This window comes from Mesorhizobium sp. M0800 (assembly GCF_040320095.1).
Classification (GTDB): Bacteria; Pseudomonadota; Alphaproteobacteria; order Rhizobiales; family Rhizobiaceae; genus Mesorhizobium.
Genome location: NZ_JAMYOZ010000019.1, coordinates 95167 through 113040 on the forward strand (window position 1 = coordinate 95167; position 17874 = coordinate 113040).

Sequence of the window (17874 nt, forward strand, 5' to 3'; positions counted from 1 at the left end):
TCTCGGCTGCCGCATGTGGGCCGTGGGAACCGTTTTCTCCCTGTGACGTGTCGAGTTCGAAGGGGATGTGATTGGCGTCGAGACCGCTCCGGCCATGGGTTATCAGCATGCCAAGTGCGCTGTTCTCGATCAGTTCGTAAAGGACTTCTCGGCTCGGTTCATCGAAATGCGCGGGTACATACATGACAGGTTTCTTCACTGGCCGCCGGGTTCGCTGTTCACCGGTTGACATCCGATGGCAAGCGTTCCAACGCGGCGGCGATCTGGCGCTTCGCTGCTGAGGGCAGAGGCAGGATGGGACGCGGGGGGTCGGCACGGCAAATGTCGAGCAATTCGGCGAGTGCATAGACGACGCGAAGGCTCGAGAACTCCTTGAAGAGTCTCCAGAGCGGCGCAAGCGTGGCATCGATCCGTCGCGCTTCGGCCGCATCGCCCTGTTGCGCCGCCGTGACGATCTTCACGCAGACCTCGGGCAGGATGCCGGCGAGGACGCTGTACCATGTGTCGGCGCCGGCGATCATGGCCTCTGCGGCGTTCCAGTCGCCGCTGTAGCCGATCGAGAACCCTTCCGGCACAGTGCGCCTCTGGTCGGCCAGATGGCTCTTGATCGCTTCGCCCTTGTCTGTCGGATTTTTGATAGCGACAATCCCACCCACCTTTGCCAGGCGGCTGACGAGTGCTGGGGTGAAATGGAAATGCGTCGTTCCTGGATTGTCGTAGACGACGATCGGCAGGCCGCTCTCGCACGCCACCGTCGAGAAATGTTCGAACACCTCGTCCTCAGTGAGCGGGGTGTAGGAGGCGGCCGCAAGCAGCCCCGCGGCAACTCCAAGGGCCTTGGCGTCCTGCGCGAACCTCACTGCTTCATCGGTGCGCAACGCGCCCACACCCACCACGACCGGCGTTCGCCCGGCGATTTCGTCCAAGGTCTCGGCGAGCGTCCGTCGCCGTTCCTCGCGCGACAGATACATGTAGGTGCCGGTGCTGCCGAGAAGACCGATGGAGTCGACCTGAGCGGCGCCAAGCCGAGCAATCAGCCTGCGCAGAGCAACGGTATCGACGCGGCCGTCACGATCGGCGGGCGTGATGGGAAACGCGGAAAGGCCGCTCAGGAATGCCATGGCAAGGCTCCGGGTTTGTACGCGAGCGCGGGACTGGCCGGACCACAGGTCATCACAAGGCGTCCAGAGCCCGCCGCAGGTCGGTGATCAGGTCCTCGGCGTCTTCAAGACCCACCGAGAGACGCATGAGGTCCTCGCCGACTCCATCGGCCAGATGCGCATCCTTGCGGATCGGCTGACGAGCACGGGTCAGGCTTGCCGGATGATAGATGAGGCTGTCGGCATCGCCGAGGCTGACAGCCCGGGTGATCAAGTTGAGCCGGTCCATCATCCGGCGCGCGCCCTCGAACCCAGCGTGGAGGCCAAAGGCCAACATGCCCGAGCCTTGGGACATCTGCTTTCGCGCCGTCACCTGATCAGGGTGCGAGTCGAGGAAGGGATAACTCACCCATGCCACCGCCGGGTGCGCCTCGAGCGCCTGAGCCACCGCAAGGGCAGTGGCGCTGTGCCGTTCCATGCGCAGCGTGAGCGTCTTCAGACCGCGCAGGATCAGGAAGGCTGACATGGGCGAGAGCGCTGCGCCGGTGATGTAGCGCAGGCCCGTTTCGTGCAGCGTGCGGAGCGTTTGCGCGTCGCCGAGAATCGCCCCGCCAAGGGCATCGCCGTGCCCATTGATGTATTTGGTCAGCGAGTGGAGCACGAGGTCTGCCCCATGTTCGAGCGGCCGCTGGAGCGCGGGGGAGGCGAAGGTGCTGTCGACTGCAACCTTTACACCGCGCGCGTGGGCGCGCTCGGCAATGGCAGCGATGTCGAGGATGCGGCTCAGCGGATTCACCGGCGTCTCGAAGAAAACAAGCCGGGTCCGCTCGGTAATCGCGGCATCGAGATTTTGAGGATCGGACAGGTCGACCGCGACGACCTTGATGCCGAAGCGGGGGACCGCCTGTTCGACCATGGCAAGCGTGTTCGCATAAAGCGTCTTGTGGACGATGAGTTCATCGCCTTGGGACAGGAGCGACAAGATCAGTGTGCCGAAAGCCGCCATCCCCGAGGCAACGACCAAACCTGCCTCGGCTCCTTCCAGATTGGCGAGCCGTTGCTCGAGGATCTCCGTCGTCGGATTGTATTCGCGCGCATAGAGCCTTCCGCCAAGCGCGGCGGCGGCCTCGTTCGCTGCCACGCTTTCGAATCCATAGGTCGAGGTCAAGAAGACTGGCGGCTGAACGGCATAGGAAAAGCCGGCCGGATCGTAGCCATGATGGATCGCCCGAGTGGCGAATCCGGGACCGGTGTCGTTGAGCGACCGCGTGAGAGCATCGGTTTCGGATTGATAGGAACGGGTCATTCGGCCTCTAGATCTTTCTTGGGTTTCCGAAAGATTGACGGCAAACTGGCCAATGTGAAATATCCAGTTGGCGATGAATGAAATGGTCCAGTCTTCAAGTGCCGGTTCTGCAGGTCGCACGCACGCGATGGGTGCACGCCAGATCTACGAGGCTCTTCGCGAGCAGATCCTCGGAAGTGTCTACGAAACCGGCAGTCAGCTGCCGTCCTCCCGAGGCCTCGCAAATGACCTTGGGGTTTCGCGAACGACGGTGACGGTCGCCTATGAGCAACTGGCTGCGGATGGTTTCATCGACGTCCGTCAAGGCGCACGACCCCGCGTTGCATCCTCGCTGATCGGTCCTGAGACGAGCCGCACTGTCGCGAAACGAGTCGGCCCGGTTCATCTGTCCGCCTATGGCGAACGACTGCGCGTCACGCCGCCCTGGCCGGATTATCTGCCGACTGGACTGAAGGTCGATTTCCGCTATGGCGACCTGGCGCCGTCAGACTTCCCCGCATTGGTCTGGAAACGTGCGATGAACGAGGCGATGGGGCAGCGCCCGTTGCGTCTTGCCTATGACGACCCTCGCGGCTCGCGCCGGCTGCGCCAGGCGCTCCAGGGCTATCTCTGGCGCGCCCGAACGCTGAGCTGCGACCTCGAGCAGATCATCATCATCAACGGTTCGCAGCAGGGCCTCGATCTGTGCGCTCGCCTGCTTCTCGATCGTGCCGACCGCTTCGTCATCGAGGACCCGTGCTACAGGATGGCGCGTCAGGTCTTTGCCAGTACGGGTGCCTTGCCCATCCCCGTCACCGTCGACGAGGACGGGATGAAGACGGAGTTGCTGGCGGGGATCGGGGCGCGACTGGCCTATGTCACGCCATCGCATCAGTTTCCGCTGGGCGGCGTCATGCCGATCGCGCGCCGCCATCAGCTTCTGGAATGGGCGCGGCACAACAACGCCTATGTGATCGAGGACGACTACGACAGCGAATATCGCTACGACATCAATCCGGTCCCTCCGCTGCACAGTCTCGAGGACCACGGGGCTGTCATCTACCTCGGCACGATCTCCAAAACGCTCTCGCCGATGCTGCGCATAGGCTACCTCGTCGTCCCGACGGAATTGCAGGAGGTCTTCGCTACCGCCAAACAATTCGCGGACCGGCATTCGCCGGTGGCTGAACAGGAGGCTCTGGCCTGTTTGTTCGAGAGTGGCGGCTACGAAAGCCATGTGCGGCGTGTGCGCAGGCTGAACGGCGAGCGGCGGGAGACGTTGTTGGGCGCCTTGCGGCGCAGCTTCGGAGATCGCATCGCTGTCCAGGGAGCAGAGGCCGGTCTGCACGTCGTCGTTTGGTTCGACGAACTGCCGCGATCGCGGGAAACGACCCTGGTCGAAGCCGCCCGAGACGCGGGCCTGGGGCTGCACCTGATCTCGCCCCTTTACGAGCGGCAATCGGACGAAGGCCACATCGATCGCGTGGGGCTTGTCATGGGCTATGCCGCCTTGAGCATTCGGCAAATCGAGAAGGGCGTTGAGATCCTGCGAGCGGTTGTCAAGCAGGTGCAAGACGCGTTGCCGGGACACGGTGGCTAAAACGGCGGGACGTGGCGTGCTGGCGAGGAAACCGACCCTTGGGCTGAACCGCATTTCGTTGCAAAGCCAACTGGACTGGGAATACGTCATGCAACTGGTGCTGTTGATCAGGCCAGTTTGGCGGCAGATTTTCGTGCGAGACGAATTTCCGAAAGCGATGCATGACCTGGCAAGGAAAGCTGCTTCACATCCATATCGCGCCCGCTACCTCCTATGAAATGGAGGATCTGGAGGAGGCGTAGCTTGTTGCCGGCCGAGGTGGGCTCGAGCACCCGCAAGACATAATCGACGATCTCTATCAGGCCTTGTCCACCGCCGAATAATGGAATTATCCAGCGCATGGTGCGGCATGCACCATGCCGATGCCAGAAGATCTGGACGCTCGACAAGCACCTTTCTTCAAACATTTCCCGAACGACCCCCAGCGCAAAGCCTCCCTATGAGAAAAGAGCATCCCATGTCTTTCACGCCATTGGTTGCCCCCGAGATCAAGGCCCGCTACCAGGATTTTCATCTGATCAGCATTGTGGTGCGGAACGCTGAAATCGACGTGCCGGATGCACAGGCGTTGAACGACACGATTGCGGCGGCGGAACAGGCGGCGCTTCGCGATGACGCCCAAAGGGACGCGCGTCTTGCGGCGGGCCGTTGCCTACGAGGCTTTCGGCACAAAGGCCAATCGAACGCCGTGCTCGGCCGCCGCGCTTCTCAAGCGGGTGCGGAAAGATGGCTCTCTCCCGCGGATTTCCCCACTGGTTGATGCCTACAATGCCGTCAGCGTGTTGTATGGCGTTCCGATTGGCGGGGAGGATCTCGATCTCTACCAGGGGGTCCCGAGACTTTTAATTGCGAAGGGAGCGGAGCCATTCGACACGATCCAGCAAGGTGAAATGGTAACCGAGCATCCCGAACCGGGCGAAGTCATCTGGTGCGATGATGCCGGTGTCACGTGCCGCCGCTGGAACTGGCGGCAGGGGCGGCGCACCATGGTCACGGTCGATACCCGCGCCATGTGGCTCGTGCTGGAAGCCCTCGGCCCAATGTCAGCTAAACAGATGACGGCCACCGGAGAGCATCTGATGGGACTTATCCCAGCGTTGTGCCCGGGTGCGCGAATCGAAACCGCGCGGATCGACGAGTCCACTACATCTCGTGTTCCTTAGGGCATGGCCCCATCTTTCGGAGAAACACCCCACTCAGCCCTGTCCGGATCTGGCGCTCCTTGCTCGCTCCGCTGGCCTACACAGTTGATTGCGAACGACCCAGAACGGCTCTCGAAAACGAGCGTCGAACGAAATCAGATCACTGCCTGTTCTCCCTTAGCGTTGTTTGGCGTACTTTTATCGCGATGCCTCCAGTGGGGATGGTCCAAATTGCGCAAGCTCGGTCGAGTGATCGCGGAGAAGCTTAATGTCGACTACATCGAAATTCATGGAGCGGTACGGACAACGGGTGCGAACCCGGGACGTCGTCCCGGTGTCGTCAGGCTCTCCCGTCCGACTGAGCCTCAGTTTTCTTCACGGCGCGAATACACCTGAGGCCGCCCGGATTCTCGTTAAGAGACAGCTGCCGCTCAGGACGGCCCACGCGATACTCACGGAGATGGTCGATCACGGCAAGGCGTTCGTGACGGTTCCTTGCGTCGACCTATTGGCACTGAAGAATGAACTGTCGTCCGCAGGCGTGATCGCGAAGGTTCATGCGCCGCGGCCGATAAGTGTTCGCGAAGTCCGGGATCGCACGAAGCTCTCTCAGGAGGCATTCTCCGTGAGGTATGGCCTCGATCTGGCAACGCTTCGAAACTGGGAGCAAGGTCGCTCGAAACCGGATGCAGCGGCGAATACTCTCCTTTGGACCATCGCCCGGAATCCGGAAGCAGTCGAAGAATCGCTGGACATGGAGGACGGAGTGGCTGCCCCTTCGCCCTAAGGGGGCCGATCACTTCGGCGCGCGGCAATTCGGCCGCCAGCGCGATGGCCGGCCGCCGCGGTATCGACAGCGCGCGAGCCTCATGCGTCAGACGCCTTCCTTGGCATGTCGCACGCCAGATCCCAACATGATTCCATCGCAACCAGCTGGTGACGGAAGCAGTGTCTGCACTTTGGAAACGAGCCATTTGCGTTCTCATGGACGTCGCGACTCGTCTCGTCCAGTAAAAGTCGCAATCATTGTCAATTGCGATGTTCCGCAGTCAGCTGGCCGTTTATTTTCCTAAGATCTGCGTTATAGGCCGGGGTGTTGTCGCCGTTTCGGCGGGTAAGATGGGATAGGCGACCTCGGGTGCCTTTCCGGTCAGCGAGTTGAGGAAGGCAACAAGCAGGTCGACTTCTTCGTCCGCCAGTACCACGCCAAGCTGGGTGGTTCCCATGATGGCAACGGCCTGTTTCAGATCCCAAACCTTGCCCGAATGAAAGTATGGCGCGGTGAGTGCAACGTTGCGCAGCGGCGCCACGCGGAAAACATAGGAATCGTCGGCTGCATTGGTGACCGCAAATCGGCCCTTGTCTTTTTCCGGCAGGACCTCGGCGCTGGGCTGTTCCACGAGGCCGAATGGGTAATAGGCTTGCCCACCAACGTTGATACCGCCATGGCAGGACGAGCAGCCTTTGTCCATGAAAAGCGCCAGGCCCTGTTTCTGTTCGGAAGTCATGGCGGCGTCATCGCCATTCAGGAAACTGTCGAAGGGGGCCGGCGTGACCAGTGTCGCCTCGAAGGCTTCGATTGCCTTGGCGAGGTTGTCGAAGGTGACCCGATCGGCTTCAGCCGGAAAAGCTGCATCGAACCACTCGACATATTGCGGCATGGACTTGAGCGTGGTGATGACTTGGCCCGGTGTATTGGCCATTTCGATCCCGGCTTGGACCGGTCCCTTCGCCTGAGCCTTCAGGTCTTCGGCACGACCATCCCAGAACTGGGCGATGTTGAAGACAGCGTTCAGTACAGTCGGCGCGTTGCGCTGTCCCTTCTGCCAACCATGGCCGATCGAGGTTTCGTGATTGTCGTCGCCGCCGGTGGCCAGGTTGTGGCACGAGTTGCACGACAAGACGCCTGACGCAGAGACGCGTGGATCGAAGAACAGTGCCTTGCCGAGAGCGATCTTTTCCGGGGTGATCGGGTTGTTGGCGACTGCCGGCGTGGTGGGTGGCAAAGCCTTGAAAGTGGCCAGTGCCGTTTCTCTGAGGTCTGCGGGGATCGAATCCGCAGCAAAGGCGGTGGCCGTCAGCAAGGGGACAGCCATCATACTGAATAGGATTTTCATAAATGATCTCGCTGCCTCGTGCACGCAGCCACTCTGGGATATGCGGCTCATGAACGCCCTGCGCTAGATCAGTTGCGGGAGAGGACCGGGTGGTCTGACACCTGTTTTTGCGGCAGAGCTTGGACCGTCCCGGAATTGAACGCTCTTCTCGATTGGATTTTGGGAGGCGGAGGATCGCTGCTCGGCAAGCGGCGGCGCCGGAGCCGTGGTCCGGTTCTCTCTGCGCCTTCTACTATGAAGAAATCGGGTCCGCCGCTGTCTCAGATTTCGGTTCGGGTTATCTGCTCCGCTGCAGGTCCTGCTCGATTTCCGGCGTGCCTTCGCCAGATCGACGTGGGCCCAAATCGATCCGCGATCGCGTCTTGTAGCACCCTTTGCGGGACAATCTTATTTTCGACTGTGGAGGGCCGTTTGGGGTGAGCGAAATTACATAAATCTCAAAGGGCGTCCGAGTAGCTGTTTGATCGGCTTGTGACGCCTATAGCCTCCATTGAGCGAATATTGGCAGACCACGGAGCACAATTTTGGCTTCGTTTATCATCTTGCTTCAATGGGACAACTGCGTTGCAATAACTACACGGCAATTTACCATCATGAATTTGAGAGAACCAAGTCCAACGCAGTGATTTCACATCGGAAGCGTTGCAGTCCTGTCGCGAGAAGCTGGTTTACAAATACAACAAGATGATTAACATCGCCATAGGGCGCAAAATATTGTTTGTTCGCTATAGTACGCTCCAGATGCCGGCGAATCTCCTCGTCGGCGTACCCGCTCCAGCCTCACATACGACTGCGACGCCTATACTTGCGCTTTTCCACTGCCCGACATGCAGGCAGCGAGCCATTGCATCGCGGAGGTTGCATCTTCCAATATGGCGACCTGTTCCCCAAAGCGGAAAAAAGTCTTGCGCGCTGCGCTCGCAGATATTCGTCCGTTGTATGCATCAAAGCACGTCCTGAGGGCGGCTTCGTAGATCCGTTCTCTGCGATCTTCTGGCCATTCGTTGAGAAAATCGATAGCATCCGCAGGACTGGCAATCTCTTGCACGATGTGCGCTGCACGCCTTACGAAAAGTGGGCTGCTGAAAGTCCCTGAGCTCATTCGTTCCTCCCGACCTGCTGAACTGCTAGTTTGCGTGAACAGGCGCCTTCTCCCGCCCACCTTTGCGGAATGTGTTGTCACAGCGATAGCGGTTCAATAGCAAAGCAGCGGCGTGATGTCCTCGGTTTACCAGGGGCCAATCCCTAACTGCTGCGAGGGCGGCTCACCGGATGATAATCTACATCGTTTCGACCATTGCGAATCAACGCTTGATACTTCCTCCACGCGCCACCAGGAAGCTGCCACTGCTCTGCCATGGATTTCACAGCCAAAGAGAGGATGGCGAAACAGAAATAGCCCGCTTCGTTTCGAGATTACTGGTCATTTCGGCGCAAAGCTTACGGCCGAGACGCGCCTGAAAATGCGCAAGCACCGCGGCAGCTCGCCAACAACGGACGGATCAACGGTCACGACGGCGGGATACCGCGCCGTAGATCTCGCTGGACGAACATCGCAACAATCCTGTCGAGACCTTTGTTGCTTTCAGCGGCAACCGCCACTATGAAGCGACGCTTCGCCGACTGTGTTTCACGCCGCCTGGAGAGTTTCATGACAGAAGAAGCCGAAAAAAACATCGACACCCTCATCGAGCTCACGGCCGATGTCGTCTCAGCCTATGTCTCCAACAATCCGATCCCGGTGGGGGATCTCCCTGCCCTCATCGGCCAAGTGCACGCGGCTCTGAAAGGGACGGCCGGAGGTGTCTCTGCACAAGAGCCGGTTGCCCTTACGCCTGCAGTCCCGATCAGGAAGTCGGTGACACCGGACTACATCATCTCCCTTGAGGACGGAAAGAAATTCAAATCGCTAAAGCGCCATCTGTCGACCCACTATGGGCTGACGCCGGATGGATATCGGGCCAAATGGGGCCTGCCGGCGGATTATCCCATGGTCGCGCCGAACTACGCCGCGGCGCGCTCGTCATTGGCCAAGACGATGGGGCTCGGCCGCAAACCGAAAGAGCCGGAAGCGCCGGAGCCGGCGCCGACGAAGCGAACCCGCAAGAAGGTCGCGGCTTGATTTCGGCAATCGCAGATTCGTTCTGGAGCGTTGCAGACATCGGCTTAATCTGCGCGTCATATAAAAAGGCGGGCCAACCCCGCCTTCCTTTCAAACAACTTTGTTTCATGAGGAATTCGCGACGCCTGCAGCAATCTGCTGCCCTCAGTTTTTGCTCGCTCCTATCGAGCGGCCGTGAGGACCTCCGGACCTACGCGCCCACTCTTGCCAGGACGCAGGAGAAAATTTCAACCAGCTTTGCTGAGGCTGCCAGCGGAGGATTTGCCAGTGCGGCGGTCCTGCTCGATCTCATAGTTGATCTTCTGGCCGTCAGCGAGGGTCGAGAGGCCCGCGCGTTCGACAGCGGAAATGTGGACGAAAACATCCGGACCGCCATTGTCGGGCTGGATAAATCCAAACCCCTTGGTGCTGTTGAACCACTTTACCGTTCCAGTCGGCATATACGTGTTCCTTTTTAACAATTGCAACGCGGGCAGGCCATTAGGGCCAGCCCGATTCATAGCCGAAACTTAGGCGCAGCAGAACGAAAAATTTCAAGGCCCGGCTTGATTGGTCGGCGGCAACTGGCGCACTCCATCGCGACCGCCTACAGCCAGCAGGCTCTGGCATGGCCCAAAGCACCCGATCTTCGAGCGCTCCCGCCACGTGCTACGGCTGGTCCTTGGAGACGGATGCGCTGACGTCGACCCAACTACATCGCGCACTAAGCGCCCTCGCCGCGTGATGCCTTATTCGTCGGGCCACCAGGTCAACGGCTGGGTGGTTCACGGGCCCACCCTCGTGCATAACCCCTTGGCAAGCGCTTTGAGGAGTTTCGCATTGGATTGTTTCAAGACGATCGAGGTTCTAATCGATGCGGCCAGCCCGGATGCGATCGATAAGGCGCAGTTTTGCTGGATCAGTTCAAGGGTAAGTCAGAAACAATCGCCCAAGCGATCGACGACTTCCTGCTTGATTTGATGACCTTTCTGTTTGTGGTAGAAGCTACCCACGAGCGGTTCCACAATCCGGCGCGGCGGTTGGCGCGCGTCAGAATGAGCAGGATCAGGCTATTGTTGACTGGATAGCCTTAAGCTCAGAGGCCGCCCCGATTAGAGGCCTTTGCAGCAGGCGCCAGGCCATCTTGCCGCATGAGGCCGGCGGAAGATGCGGACTGCTGAAAATAGACGGTAAGCTGCGATGCCTACCTGCCGCAAGGGCATCGCCGTTCAAACACGCGAACCCGCTATGCGGATCAGTCTGATCGGCCCTATGCCGCGCGCTACATAGGCCGATCCGCACAGCAAAGCGATGACGGCCGAAGACTATTTTGATGTCATCGGATTTCAAGATGGCCACAATCTCAAAAGCCCATTTGACGAACCTGCGATGTTGATGGACCTTACCTGTAATCAGCCTCCGACAACGGGTCTGTTTGAAATCAATGACGGTGGCTTGTAGGCGGCCGGCAAAACTTTTTCGTGACGTTGCTATATTTGCACGTCTCAGTTTGGGATCGCAGATGGCTCTGACAAAGTCCCGTTCTCTTGGAGTCCTGACGCTCGAACGAGTGCTGGCCTCCAGCGACACGCCGTCGCTAGGACCGCCCGGTTCGCTGGTGAATCCGTCAACATTTGACTTTCGGATCAGCTGGGAAACTGTGTCCGGCGCTTGGGCGGAATCTGTTTTCTCCTCAAGTTCGACCAAGGCCCCATGCAAACGATCCCTGTTCCGCAGCAACTCATCACGCGCAACGACTTCGGGCAAGCTCATCCGCCAAAAGCGCTCAACGCATCCTTCTTTCTCGCCTGATGTCCTACGATCTTCGTTTCCAGCGCCTCGCGAATATTCCCTAACTGTTGCAGATCCTTGATGAGATCCGTCTTCGCGCGCGAAAAGGCTCCACGCGCTCGAACCCGCCACGCTCCTGTCTCCTCTGCCGTTCAGCCTCGACCCTGGCGTGCCTGTCGAGGACAGCCTTCCGCTGGGGCGACCAACAGCTAAATTCTCACTCACTCAGTGCAGCGGCTATTCGAAGCGCATCCTATGCCGCTCCCCCGGCAGCGGGCCCAATCGTCTTCCGAACGTGGAGATATCGTCCCAAGCCGCGCGCGCGTCGCGTTCGGCCCTGTCCGATGTCCGACGATGTCGAATACGCAACATAGCAGCGCCCGATCTATCGCATGCCTCGAACGGTTTTCTGATCTGGCGCAGTTCATGCCTAGTCATCCGCAAACGCGTCACGCACCAAGGAGAAGTCGCCCCCCATGATCAAATCACCAAGAAATACCGCCGCAGGTCTCCTGGGTTCATCCAAAGACGAGGCTCGAGTAAGGCCTAGCACCATGAAGCCGGTTGCTCATCTGGCTCGGCGCTGTCCGCCGATCCTCCCAGGGGGGGAGACGAGGACGCAGCGCCTTCATCAAAATGAGGAACAAATCACTTTGCCTCGAACCTTGCCTTTCGACCAGCCAGCACAACCGGAGCCATCGATCAAACTTCGGTCCCCCTGGCTGCGCAAGGCATTCATTGCCACCGCGCTGGCCCTGGTGACGACCGCTCCGGCTCCGGCCGCCACCGACGACTGCAAAGTGACGGATTTCCTGCTCGACAACGGCATGGAAGTGGTCGTCATCCCCGATCACCGCGCGCCGATCGTCACTCATATGGTCTGGTACAAGATCGGCAGCGCCGACGAGCCACCGGGCAAATCCGGCATTGCCCATTTCCTCGAGCGTCTGATGTTCAAGGCGACGACCAACCACGCCGCCGGCGAGTTCGACCGAGCCGTCTCAGCCATCGGCGGCTACAATAACGCCTTCACCGCCTATGACTACACCACCTTCCTCGAGACGGTGGCGCCCTCGGCGTTGGGTGAGATGATGGGCTTCGAGGCCGATCGCATGTTCAACCTCATCCTCAACGAGGATGATATCAAGACCGAGCGCGACGTGATCCTGGAGGAGCGCCGTTGGCGCAGAGAGACGAACCCGCAGGCTCTGCTGGACGAGGAGGTCAACGCGACGTTGCGGCAGAACCAGCCCTACCGCATTCCGGTCATCGGCTGGATGCAGGAGATGGAGAAGCTGAACGGCACCGACGCATTCACCATCTACAACAAATACTACCGACCGAACAATGCCGTGCTGGTGGTGGCCGGCGACGTAGAGCCTGAGACGGTGAAGGCGCTGGCCGAGAAGACCTATGGCAAGGTTGTGCGCGGGCCGGACCTGCCCCCGCGCAACCGCCCGGTCGAGCCGAAGCAGAACACCAGGCGCACAGTGACGCTGACCGATGCGCGCGTTTCGGTGCCGAGCTTTTCCACCCAATGGGTGGTGCCGTCCTATCATACGGCAGAGCCCGGCGAGGCCGAGGCGCTCGACCTGCTGGCCGAGATCCTCGGCGGCGGCAACCGCAGCCGGCTCTATCAGGAGCTTGTCCTCAAGCAAGGCATAGCCTCGGCGGCCGGCGCCTTCTTCCAGGGCACCATGCTAGACGACACCAATTTCACCATCTCCGGCTCGCCGCGCGGCGATGCAAAGCTCGTCGATCTCGAAGCGGCGGCCGTTGCCGAAGTCGCCCGGATCGCCAAGGATGGCGTCACCAGCGACGAGCTGGACAAGGCCAAAGACCGCTATATCCGCTCGGTGATTTGTGCGCACGACGAGCTGGACCAAATCGCCAGCATTTATGGCAAAACGCTCACCACCGGTGGCAATGTGAAGGACGTGCTCGAGAGGCCGGACCGCGTCCGCAAGGTCACGACCGAAGAGGTCAAGGCGGTCGCCGCGCGTTATCTGGTGCTCGACCATTCGACCACAGGCTATCTTTTGCCGTAGCAACAGGCGGGGAATTGATCAGGAGCTCCATCCCCATGCAAATGCGCCGGCCGGTCTTCCCTCGGCGCGCCTTCGCCACCCTGTTCCTCTCCATCCTCTTCCTCATCTTGCGGGCGCTCGCCGGGTAAACGGGATCTGTTTAAAGCAGCGAGGAGCGGCGCGGGCCTTGCCAGGCATTTGCCGGGTTCAGGCGTCATTATTGGGGTGCGCTCCTCCTCAGGCCAGCCTCTCTTCGAGTCGATAGAGTCGCCGATTCGTGGTCCGCAGATTGTAGGCGCAGGCCACCAGCATCCACTCGGCGCGGCTGGCGAAGCCGACGTCCGTTGTTCAATCGTTCGACTAGTAGAACCGCGAGGCATCTTCTAGCGTATTCAGGTATTCTCCCTTTCCAGTTGGGTGCCGTGGTCTACCAGCTGTCTGGCCGAGGCCCTATAAGGAACCCGGACGTCGCGGAGTACACACCGCACCTGCTATATATACCTGCTGCGTTGAGGAGGAATCCGGTATTGCCCCCTGTGCCTGCCGATGATCCGTCACCTGAGATCCCCTGACCTGTTTGGACCCATTGATCGCCTGCCGGCACTTGGCACGCGGACTAGCGAGCGGACATTCGAGGTCCTCAACCCGTCGACTGGCGAAGTGCTGGCAGAACTACCCGACATGGGTGTCGAGGAGACACGCGCTGCGATCGACAAGGCCTATGTCGCGCAGCGTGGATGGGCAGGGTTGACCGCACGTGAGCGCAGCGACGTTCTATGGCGATGGCATCAGTTGATCATCGACCACGCCGACGATCTCGCCGCGATTCTCACCGCTGAGATGGGCAAGCCGCTTGCCGAAGCCAAGTCGGAGACATCGCATGCTGCGGCCTATCTGCAATGGTACGCCGAGGAGGCCAATCGCGTCTATGGCGAGACGATCTCCGCACCATCGATGGACCGCCGAATGCTGGTAATCAAGCAGCCCATCGGAGTTGTTGGCACGATAACGCCATGGAATTTCCCGGCCTCGATGGTGGCGCGCAAAATCTCCCCAGCCTTGGCGGCGGGCTGCACGATCGTCCTCAAGCCCGCTGAACAGACGCCGCTCGTGGCGGGAGCAATGTTCGCCCTCGCCCATCAGGCTGGCTTTCCCGAAGGCGTCGTCAACCTGATCTATGCGTCCGAAGGTGACGCGGTCGGCCGCGAACTTTGTACCAATCCCAAGGTCCGCAAGATCAGCTTCACCGGGTCGACTGAGATCGGGCGCCTTCTCATGCGCCAGTGCTCGGACCAGATCAAAAAAGTCAGCCTTGAGCTCGGCGGCAATGCACCTTTCATCGTCTTCGATGATGCCGACATCGATGCAGCGGTTGACGGTGCGATCCAGGCGAAGTTCCGCAATGCCGGCCAGACCTGCGTTTCGGCGAACCGCCTTTACGTCCACTCGGGCGTTCAAGACGAGTTCGTCGAGAAATTCGTGCAACGGGCTCGCCAACTTCAAGTTGGTGACGGTTTCGCTCCCGGAGTGGACATCGGACCGCTCATCGATAAGCACGCTTTGGCCAAGATCGAATCCCATATTGCCGATGCCGTCGCCAAAGGCGGCGCAATTCGATGCGGGGGCAAACGCATCGGCACGAATGGCACGTTTTTCCAACCGACAGTCCTGACCGGTGTCTCCAGCGAGATGACCGTCGCGCAAGAGGAGACATTCGGGCCGCTGGCACCGATCATTCGCTTCAAAGATGCGGATCAGGTCGTGCGTGAGGCCAACGACACGATCTACGGCCTCGCGGCCTACTTTTATGCCTCCAACCTGAAGCGTGTCTGGCGTGTGGCCGAGGCCTTGGAATATGGAATGGTCGGGGTAAATACCGGCCGGATGTCTTCAGAAGCGGCGCCGTTCGGTGGGATAAAACAGTCCGGCATCGGGCGGGAGGGATCCCGCCATGGCCTCGAGGACTACCTCGAAATGAAATATCTCTGCATGGGCGGCATCTGAATTTTCGGCTTGCAGGGTTAACAGCCCGATAACCTAGCGAGCCCGATCTCCAAATATGTGAATTGTAGGATCGCTCCTCGATTGGGAACTGAGGGGCGGCTCCGTACCCGAGCAAACACGCAATCCTGAAGGAGCACCCTGGCTGGACTTATCTCTCGACGAGACAAGCGTCTGCATTGTCGGCGAAGACGGCGTGCATGTGACGGAGGATACGCTTGCGAGGGATTTGGCGGCCCTCGCCGACTATCTTCAGGCGACGGGCAGTCGTTGCGCGGTATGGTTGGAAGCTTGTGCACCATCGCGATCGTGAACGCTGGTTGTGCGCAATATCCGGTTTCTGGGGCAGAATTTTGAACCTGCTACCTTCTGATTGTCAGTAGCTCAGTTGTTCTTCGGCCGACTGCCGCGCCAGTACAGGCTCGGACAGTATCGAAGATACCATCAGGCAGGCATTCGCATTCGACATTTCGCGGGCCAGGGTGTCGACGATGCTGGGTTCAGGTCCGCCAATCTGGTCTCTACCGTCTGATAGCGGGTTCGGTCGCCAGTGGCAGCGAGTAAAGATACTTTGCATCATCGGCTTTGATTGCCGCGCAGATCTGGTCGAGATTGGGATCGCTCACTGGTGCACCTTTAGTGCTTCCTCCTCATCGAGATGAGGATTGCCGGATTTGGCGTAGAACACCAACACGGGTCCGAGATCAAAGCGCGTCCCGGGCGCAAGGCGCTGGACGGACCGGGGCCATGTTTCGGTTGTGACGCCGTCGATGCCTCGCGCCACCGTGCTGGCGAATCGGGGCATCAGCGGAGCGAGTGTCGGTGCCAGGATCGCAGCGGCCGTCGTCTGAAGGGCTAGCGAAGTCCGATTGCGGGCGGGATAGAAACGTCGCGCCGCCGCATAGTATTGCGCCCGACGGTAGATCACGCAATCGCGCACGAAATCGCAGACCTGAGCGGCCGCGCGCCGGACCGAGAAGCCTTCGTCCGAATAGGCGCGCTCCATCGCGGCGCGATAGATCTCTATCCGAGCAAAGAAGGCGCGGTCGGCCGGGCTCCAGTCGCCTGCATCGGGCACACGGCCGCCAAAATCCTGCTTGATTTCTTGGTTCAACGCATGGAGCCAGTTCAGCCAGATCCCTTGGAACATCTCGTTCTCGGTGCGGCGCAGCGCGTCCAGCGTGAAATCCGTCCGCTCACCTTCCGGGCGTGTCAGGCCCAAATGGAGGCGCACGACGTCGACTGTCTTTGGGCTCAGAACCTCCTTGCCCCAGACCGCATGACGGCAGCTGGTTGAGAACTTCTTGCCGTCGAGCAGGTAGAACTCGTTGACGTGATAGTGGATGCGTGGCGTCCAGTGGGAGAAGACCTCGGCGTAAAGAGCGGGGTAGAGTAGCGCGTGGTAGAACGAATTGTCGAAGCCGAAGAAATGGACAATCTGCCAGTCGTTGCCGGGCATCTCCGCCTTCCAGTCGCGACCCAGCAAGCGGCCGAGCGCCTGGATGTTGTAAAGAAAACCGAAGGCCATCTCCGGCCAGACCCAGATCACTTGCCCCGGGAACCCTTCGGCCGGCAGGCCCCAGTCCGAGGGGTGGGTAATGGGCACTGAAAAGTTGCCGCGTCGGCGTAGGCGCGCGAAGAGATCCAAGATCCGTAGCGGGACGCCCGACGCCCTTAGATGCCGGTCGATATTGTCGTAGCATCGGTCCAAGGCGAGTTCCGGGCGGCGGACGGAGCCGACCAGCGGCGCCTCGGCAGACTGCCGTGACCGGGCTGCACCCAAGTCATGGCAAAGGTTTGGGGCGCCGCATTCCTCGCAGATGTTGCCACCGGCGGAGCCGCCGCAATCGGGGCAGAGGCCGCTAACATCCGGCTCGTAAAGATAGTGGCCTGTCACAGCATCGAAAAGCGCAGGGCTCTGGCGCAGATCTACCGCCGTGCTACTCAGAAGACTGCGGAAACACGCGGCTTGAAACTCGCCGTAACCGTCATCGCCCATTGTGGGTTGGAAGCTGTGGACGTCACAATCGAGAAGTGCAAGCGTGGCGCGAATCTCGTCGGCGTAGTAGCGCGCCACGTTTGCAGGCGTGGATTGATCGGCATCGGCGCGTGTCGTGACGTAGCTCTGGTTGTCATCGCTTCCAGTGAGGTGATATGCTTCGACTCCTTTCATGCGCAGGAAACGAGTATAGACGTCGGCGCCGAAATAGGGGCCAGAAAGATGCCCCAGATGCAGATCGCCATTTGGCGTTGGCGGCGTGGAGAAGACGAAGATCGGCCCGCGTGGAGCCGTGGTCTTTGCAGCGGCATCAAGGGCGGCCTCGCCGTCTCGCCAGTAGACATCGACGAAATCTAGGTCTTCGTTTCCGTCGTTGCGCAGCACATGGGCTTCAAAAGGGTGGAACAGAACGACATCGCCCGCCTCGACCGAGATTTCCCCAAGGTCGGTCCTGACCTTGCCCGATCCTGACAGGATCACGAAGGCCTCGATTTCGTCGTGCCGATGGGGCTCGGATGTGACGCCGGGTCCAACCTTTCCGAATGAAAACCCCGTGCGAGGGCTTCCCGTTCCAAGCGTGGCCATGTCGATACCGAACGCCCGCGACAGCTCCGTTCGAGAAAACGTGTATTTGCGCATGACAACGAACCTAAGCTGTTGAAGCAGTGGGACGTTCGGCTGCCAACCAACAGCCTCCCGTGAACTCGTGGA

At 60.1% G+C, this 17874-nt stretch carries 13 protein-coding genes and 2 pseudogenes; 8 read left to right on the forward strand and 7 right to left on the reverse strand.

Annotation, left to right across the window (positions count from 1 at the left end; all coding sequences use genetic code 11):
• Positions 1-7 precede the first annotated feature (7 nt).
• The 3 genes and pseudogenes from NKI18_RS21440 to NKI18_RS21450 form a co-directional block, all read right to left on the reverse strand.
• A pseudogene (locus tag NKI18_RS21440) lies at positions 8-232 on the reverse strand (FMN-binding negative transcriptional regulator); the annotation flags it as partial.
• Positions 219-1121, reverse strand: coding sequence for a dihydrodipicolinate synthase family protein (locus NKI18_RS21445; RefSeq protein ID WP_352572127.1), 903 nt, complete (start codon positions 1119-1121; stop codon positions 219-221). The pseudogene NKI18_RS21440 and the gene NKI18_RS21445, both read right to left, overlap by 14 nt.
• Positions 1122-1173: 52 nt before the next feature.
• Entirely contained in the window at positions 1174-2406 is a 1233-nt protein-coding gene (locus tag NKI18_RS21450; RefSeq protein ID WP_353020390.1) for a trans-sulfuration enzyme family protein, read from the reverse strand.
• 73 nt (positions 2407-2479) lie between these two features.
• Between NKI18_RS21450 and pdxR the strand changes: the two genes are divergently transcribed.
• The 4 genes and pseudogenes from pdxR (at position 2480) to NKI18_RS21470 (ending at position 5914) form a co-directional block, all read left to right on the forward strand.
• Entirely contained in the window at positions 2480-3985 is a 1506-nt protein-coding gene (gene pdxR, locus NKI18_RS21455) for a MocR-like pyridoxine biosynthesis transcription factor PdxR (RefSeq protein ID WP_352572149.1), read from the forward strand.
• Positions 3986-4146: 161 nt separating this feature from the next.
• Positions 4147-4224: pseudogene (locus tag NKI18_RS21460) on the forward strand (MOSC domain-containing protein); the annotation flags it as partial.
• A 372-nt stretch (positions 4225-4596) separates the two neighbouring features.
• Positions 4597-5148, forward strand: coding sequence for a B3/B4 domain-containing protein (locus NKI18_RS21465; RefSeq protein ID WP_353020392.1), 552 nt, complete (start codon positions 4597-4599; stop codon positions 5146-5148).
• A gap of 439 nt (positions 5149-5587) precedes the next feature.
• Complete coding sequence (locus NKI18_RS21470) at positions 5588-5914, forward strand: helix-turn-helix domain-containing protein (protein ID WP_352822101.1); 327 nt, start codon at positions 5588-5590, stop codon at positions 5912-5914.
• 274 nt (positions 5915-6188) lie between these two features.
• Here NKI18_RS21470 and NKI18_RS21475 read toward each other — a convergent pair whose 3' ends face one another.
• On the reverse strand, positions 6189-7244 hold the full coding sequence (locus NKI18_RS21475) for a cytochrome-c peroxidase (protein ID WP_353020393.1): 1056 nt from the start codon (positions 7242-7244) through the stop codon (positions 6189-6191).
• A gap of 799 nt (positions 7245-8043) precedes the next feature.
• On the reverse strand, positions 8044-8346 hold the full coding sequence (locus NKI18_RS21480) for a DUF982 domain-containing protein (RefSeq protein WP_353020395.1): 303 nt from the start codon (positions 8344-8346) through the stop codon (positions 8044-8046).
• 549 nt (positions 8347-8895) lie between these two features.
• Here NKI18_RS21480 and NKI18_RS21485 point away from each other — a divergent pair.
• Positions 8896-9366 carry a Ros/MucR family transcriptional regulator gene (locus NKI18_RS21485; RefSeq protein WP_352823474.1) on the forward strand — a complete coding sequence of 157 codons (471 nt, stop codon included), beginning with the start codon at positions 8896-8898 and terminating at the stop codon, positions 9364-9366.
• 227 nt (positions 9367-9593) lie between these two features.
• On the opposite strand, the gene NKI18_RS21490 is transcribed toward NKI18_RS21485, so the two are convergent.
• Positions 9594-9806: a cold-shock protein gene (locus NKI18_RS21490; protein ID WP_023679670.1), complete on the reverse strand. Its 213-nt coding sequence runs from the start codon at positions 9804-9806 to the stop codon at positions 9594-9596.
• Between the two features lie 450 nt (positions 9807-10256).
• On the opposite strand from NKI18_RS21490, the gene NKI18_RS21495 reads away from it, so the two are divergent.
• From NKI18_RS21495 to NKI18_RS21505, 3 genes are all read left to right on the forward strand, one after another.
• Entirely contained in the window at positions 10257-10433 is a 177-nt protein-coding gene (locus NKI18_RS21495; protein ID WP_353020397.1) for a hypothetical protein, read from the forward strand.
• A 1404-nt stretch (positions 10434-11837) separates the two neighbouring features.
• Positions 11838-13184 (forward strand): M16 family metallopeptidase, encoded by a 1347-nt coding sequence (locus tag NKI18_RS21500; RefSeq protein WP_353020422.1) that lies wholly within the window; start codon positions 11838-11840, stop codon positions 13182-13184.
• A 525-nt stretch (positions 13185-13709) separates the two neighbouring features.
• Complete coding sequence (locus NKI18_RS21505; RefSeq protein WP_353020398.1) at positions 13710-15167, forward strand: NAD-dependent succinate-semialdehyde dehydrogenase; 1458 nt, start codon at positions 13710-13712, stop codon at positions 15165-15167.
• A gap of 619 nt (positions 15168-15786) precedes the next feature.
• On the opposite strand, the gene NKI18_RS21510 is transcribed toward NKI18_RS21505, so the two are convergent.
• Positions 15787-17802, reverse strand: a complete 2016-nt coding sequence (locus tag NKI18_RS21510; RefSeq protein WP_353020400.1) for a class I tRNA ligase family protein — start codon at positions 17800-17802, stop codon at positions 15787-15789.
• Positions 17803-17874: the final 72 nt, after the last annotated feature.

Excerpts from the sequence above, each read along its gene's own strand:
- pdxR (WP_352572149.1), top strand. The coding sequence starts at position 2,480 with ATGAATGAAATGGTCCAGTCTTCAAGTGCCGGTTCTGCAGGTCGCACG.
- NKI18_RS21510 (WP_353020400.1), bottom strand. The coding sequence starts at position 17,802 with ATGCGCAAATACACGTTTTCTCGAACGGAGCTGTCGCGGGCGTTCGGT.
- NKI18_RS21480 (WP_353020395.1), bottom strand. The coding sequence starts at position 8,346 with ATGAGCTCAGGGACTTTCAGCAGCCCACTTTTCGTAAGGCGTGCAGCG.
- NKI18_RS21505 (WP_353020398.1), top strand. The coding sequence starts at position 13,710 with ATGATCCGTCACCTGAGATCCCCTGACCTGTTTGGACCCATTGATCGC.
- NKI18_RS21475 (WP_353020393.1), bottom strand. The coding sequence starts at position 7,244 with ATGAAAATCCTATTCAGTATGATGGCTGTCCCCTTGCTGACGGCCACC.
- NKI18_RS21490 (WP_023679670.1), bottom strand. The coding sequence starts at position 9,806 with ATGCCGACTGGAACGGTAAAGTGGTTCAACAGCACCAAGGGGTTTGGA.
- NKI18_RS21485 (WP_352823474.1), top strand. The coding sequence starts at position 8,896 with ATGACAGAAGAAGCCGAAAAAAACATCGACACCCTCATCGAGCTCACG.
- NKI18_RS21465 (WP_353020392.1), top strand. The coding sequence starts at position 4,597 with ATGACGCCCAAAGGGACGCGCGTCTTGCGGCGGGCCGTTGCCTACGAG.
- NKI18_RS21470 (WP_352822101.1), top strand. The coding sequence starts at position 5,588 with ATGGTCGATCACGGCAAGGCGTTCGTGACGGTTCCTTGCGTCGACCTA.
- NKI18_RS21450 (WP_353020390.1), bottom strand. The coding sequence starts at position 2,406 with ATGACCCGTTCCTATCAATCCGAAACCGATGCTCTCACGCGGTCGCTC.
- NKI18_RS21445 (WP_352572127.1), bottom strand. The coding sequence starts at position 1,121 with ATGGCATTCCTGAGCGGCCTTTCCGCGTTTCCCATCACGCCCGCCGAT.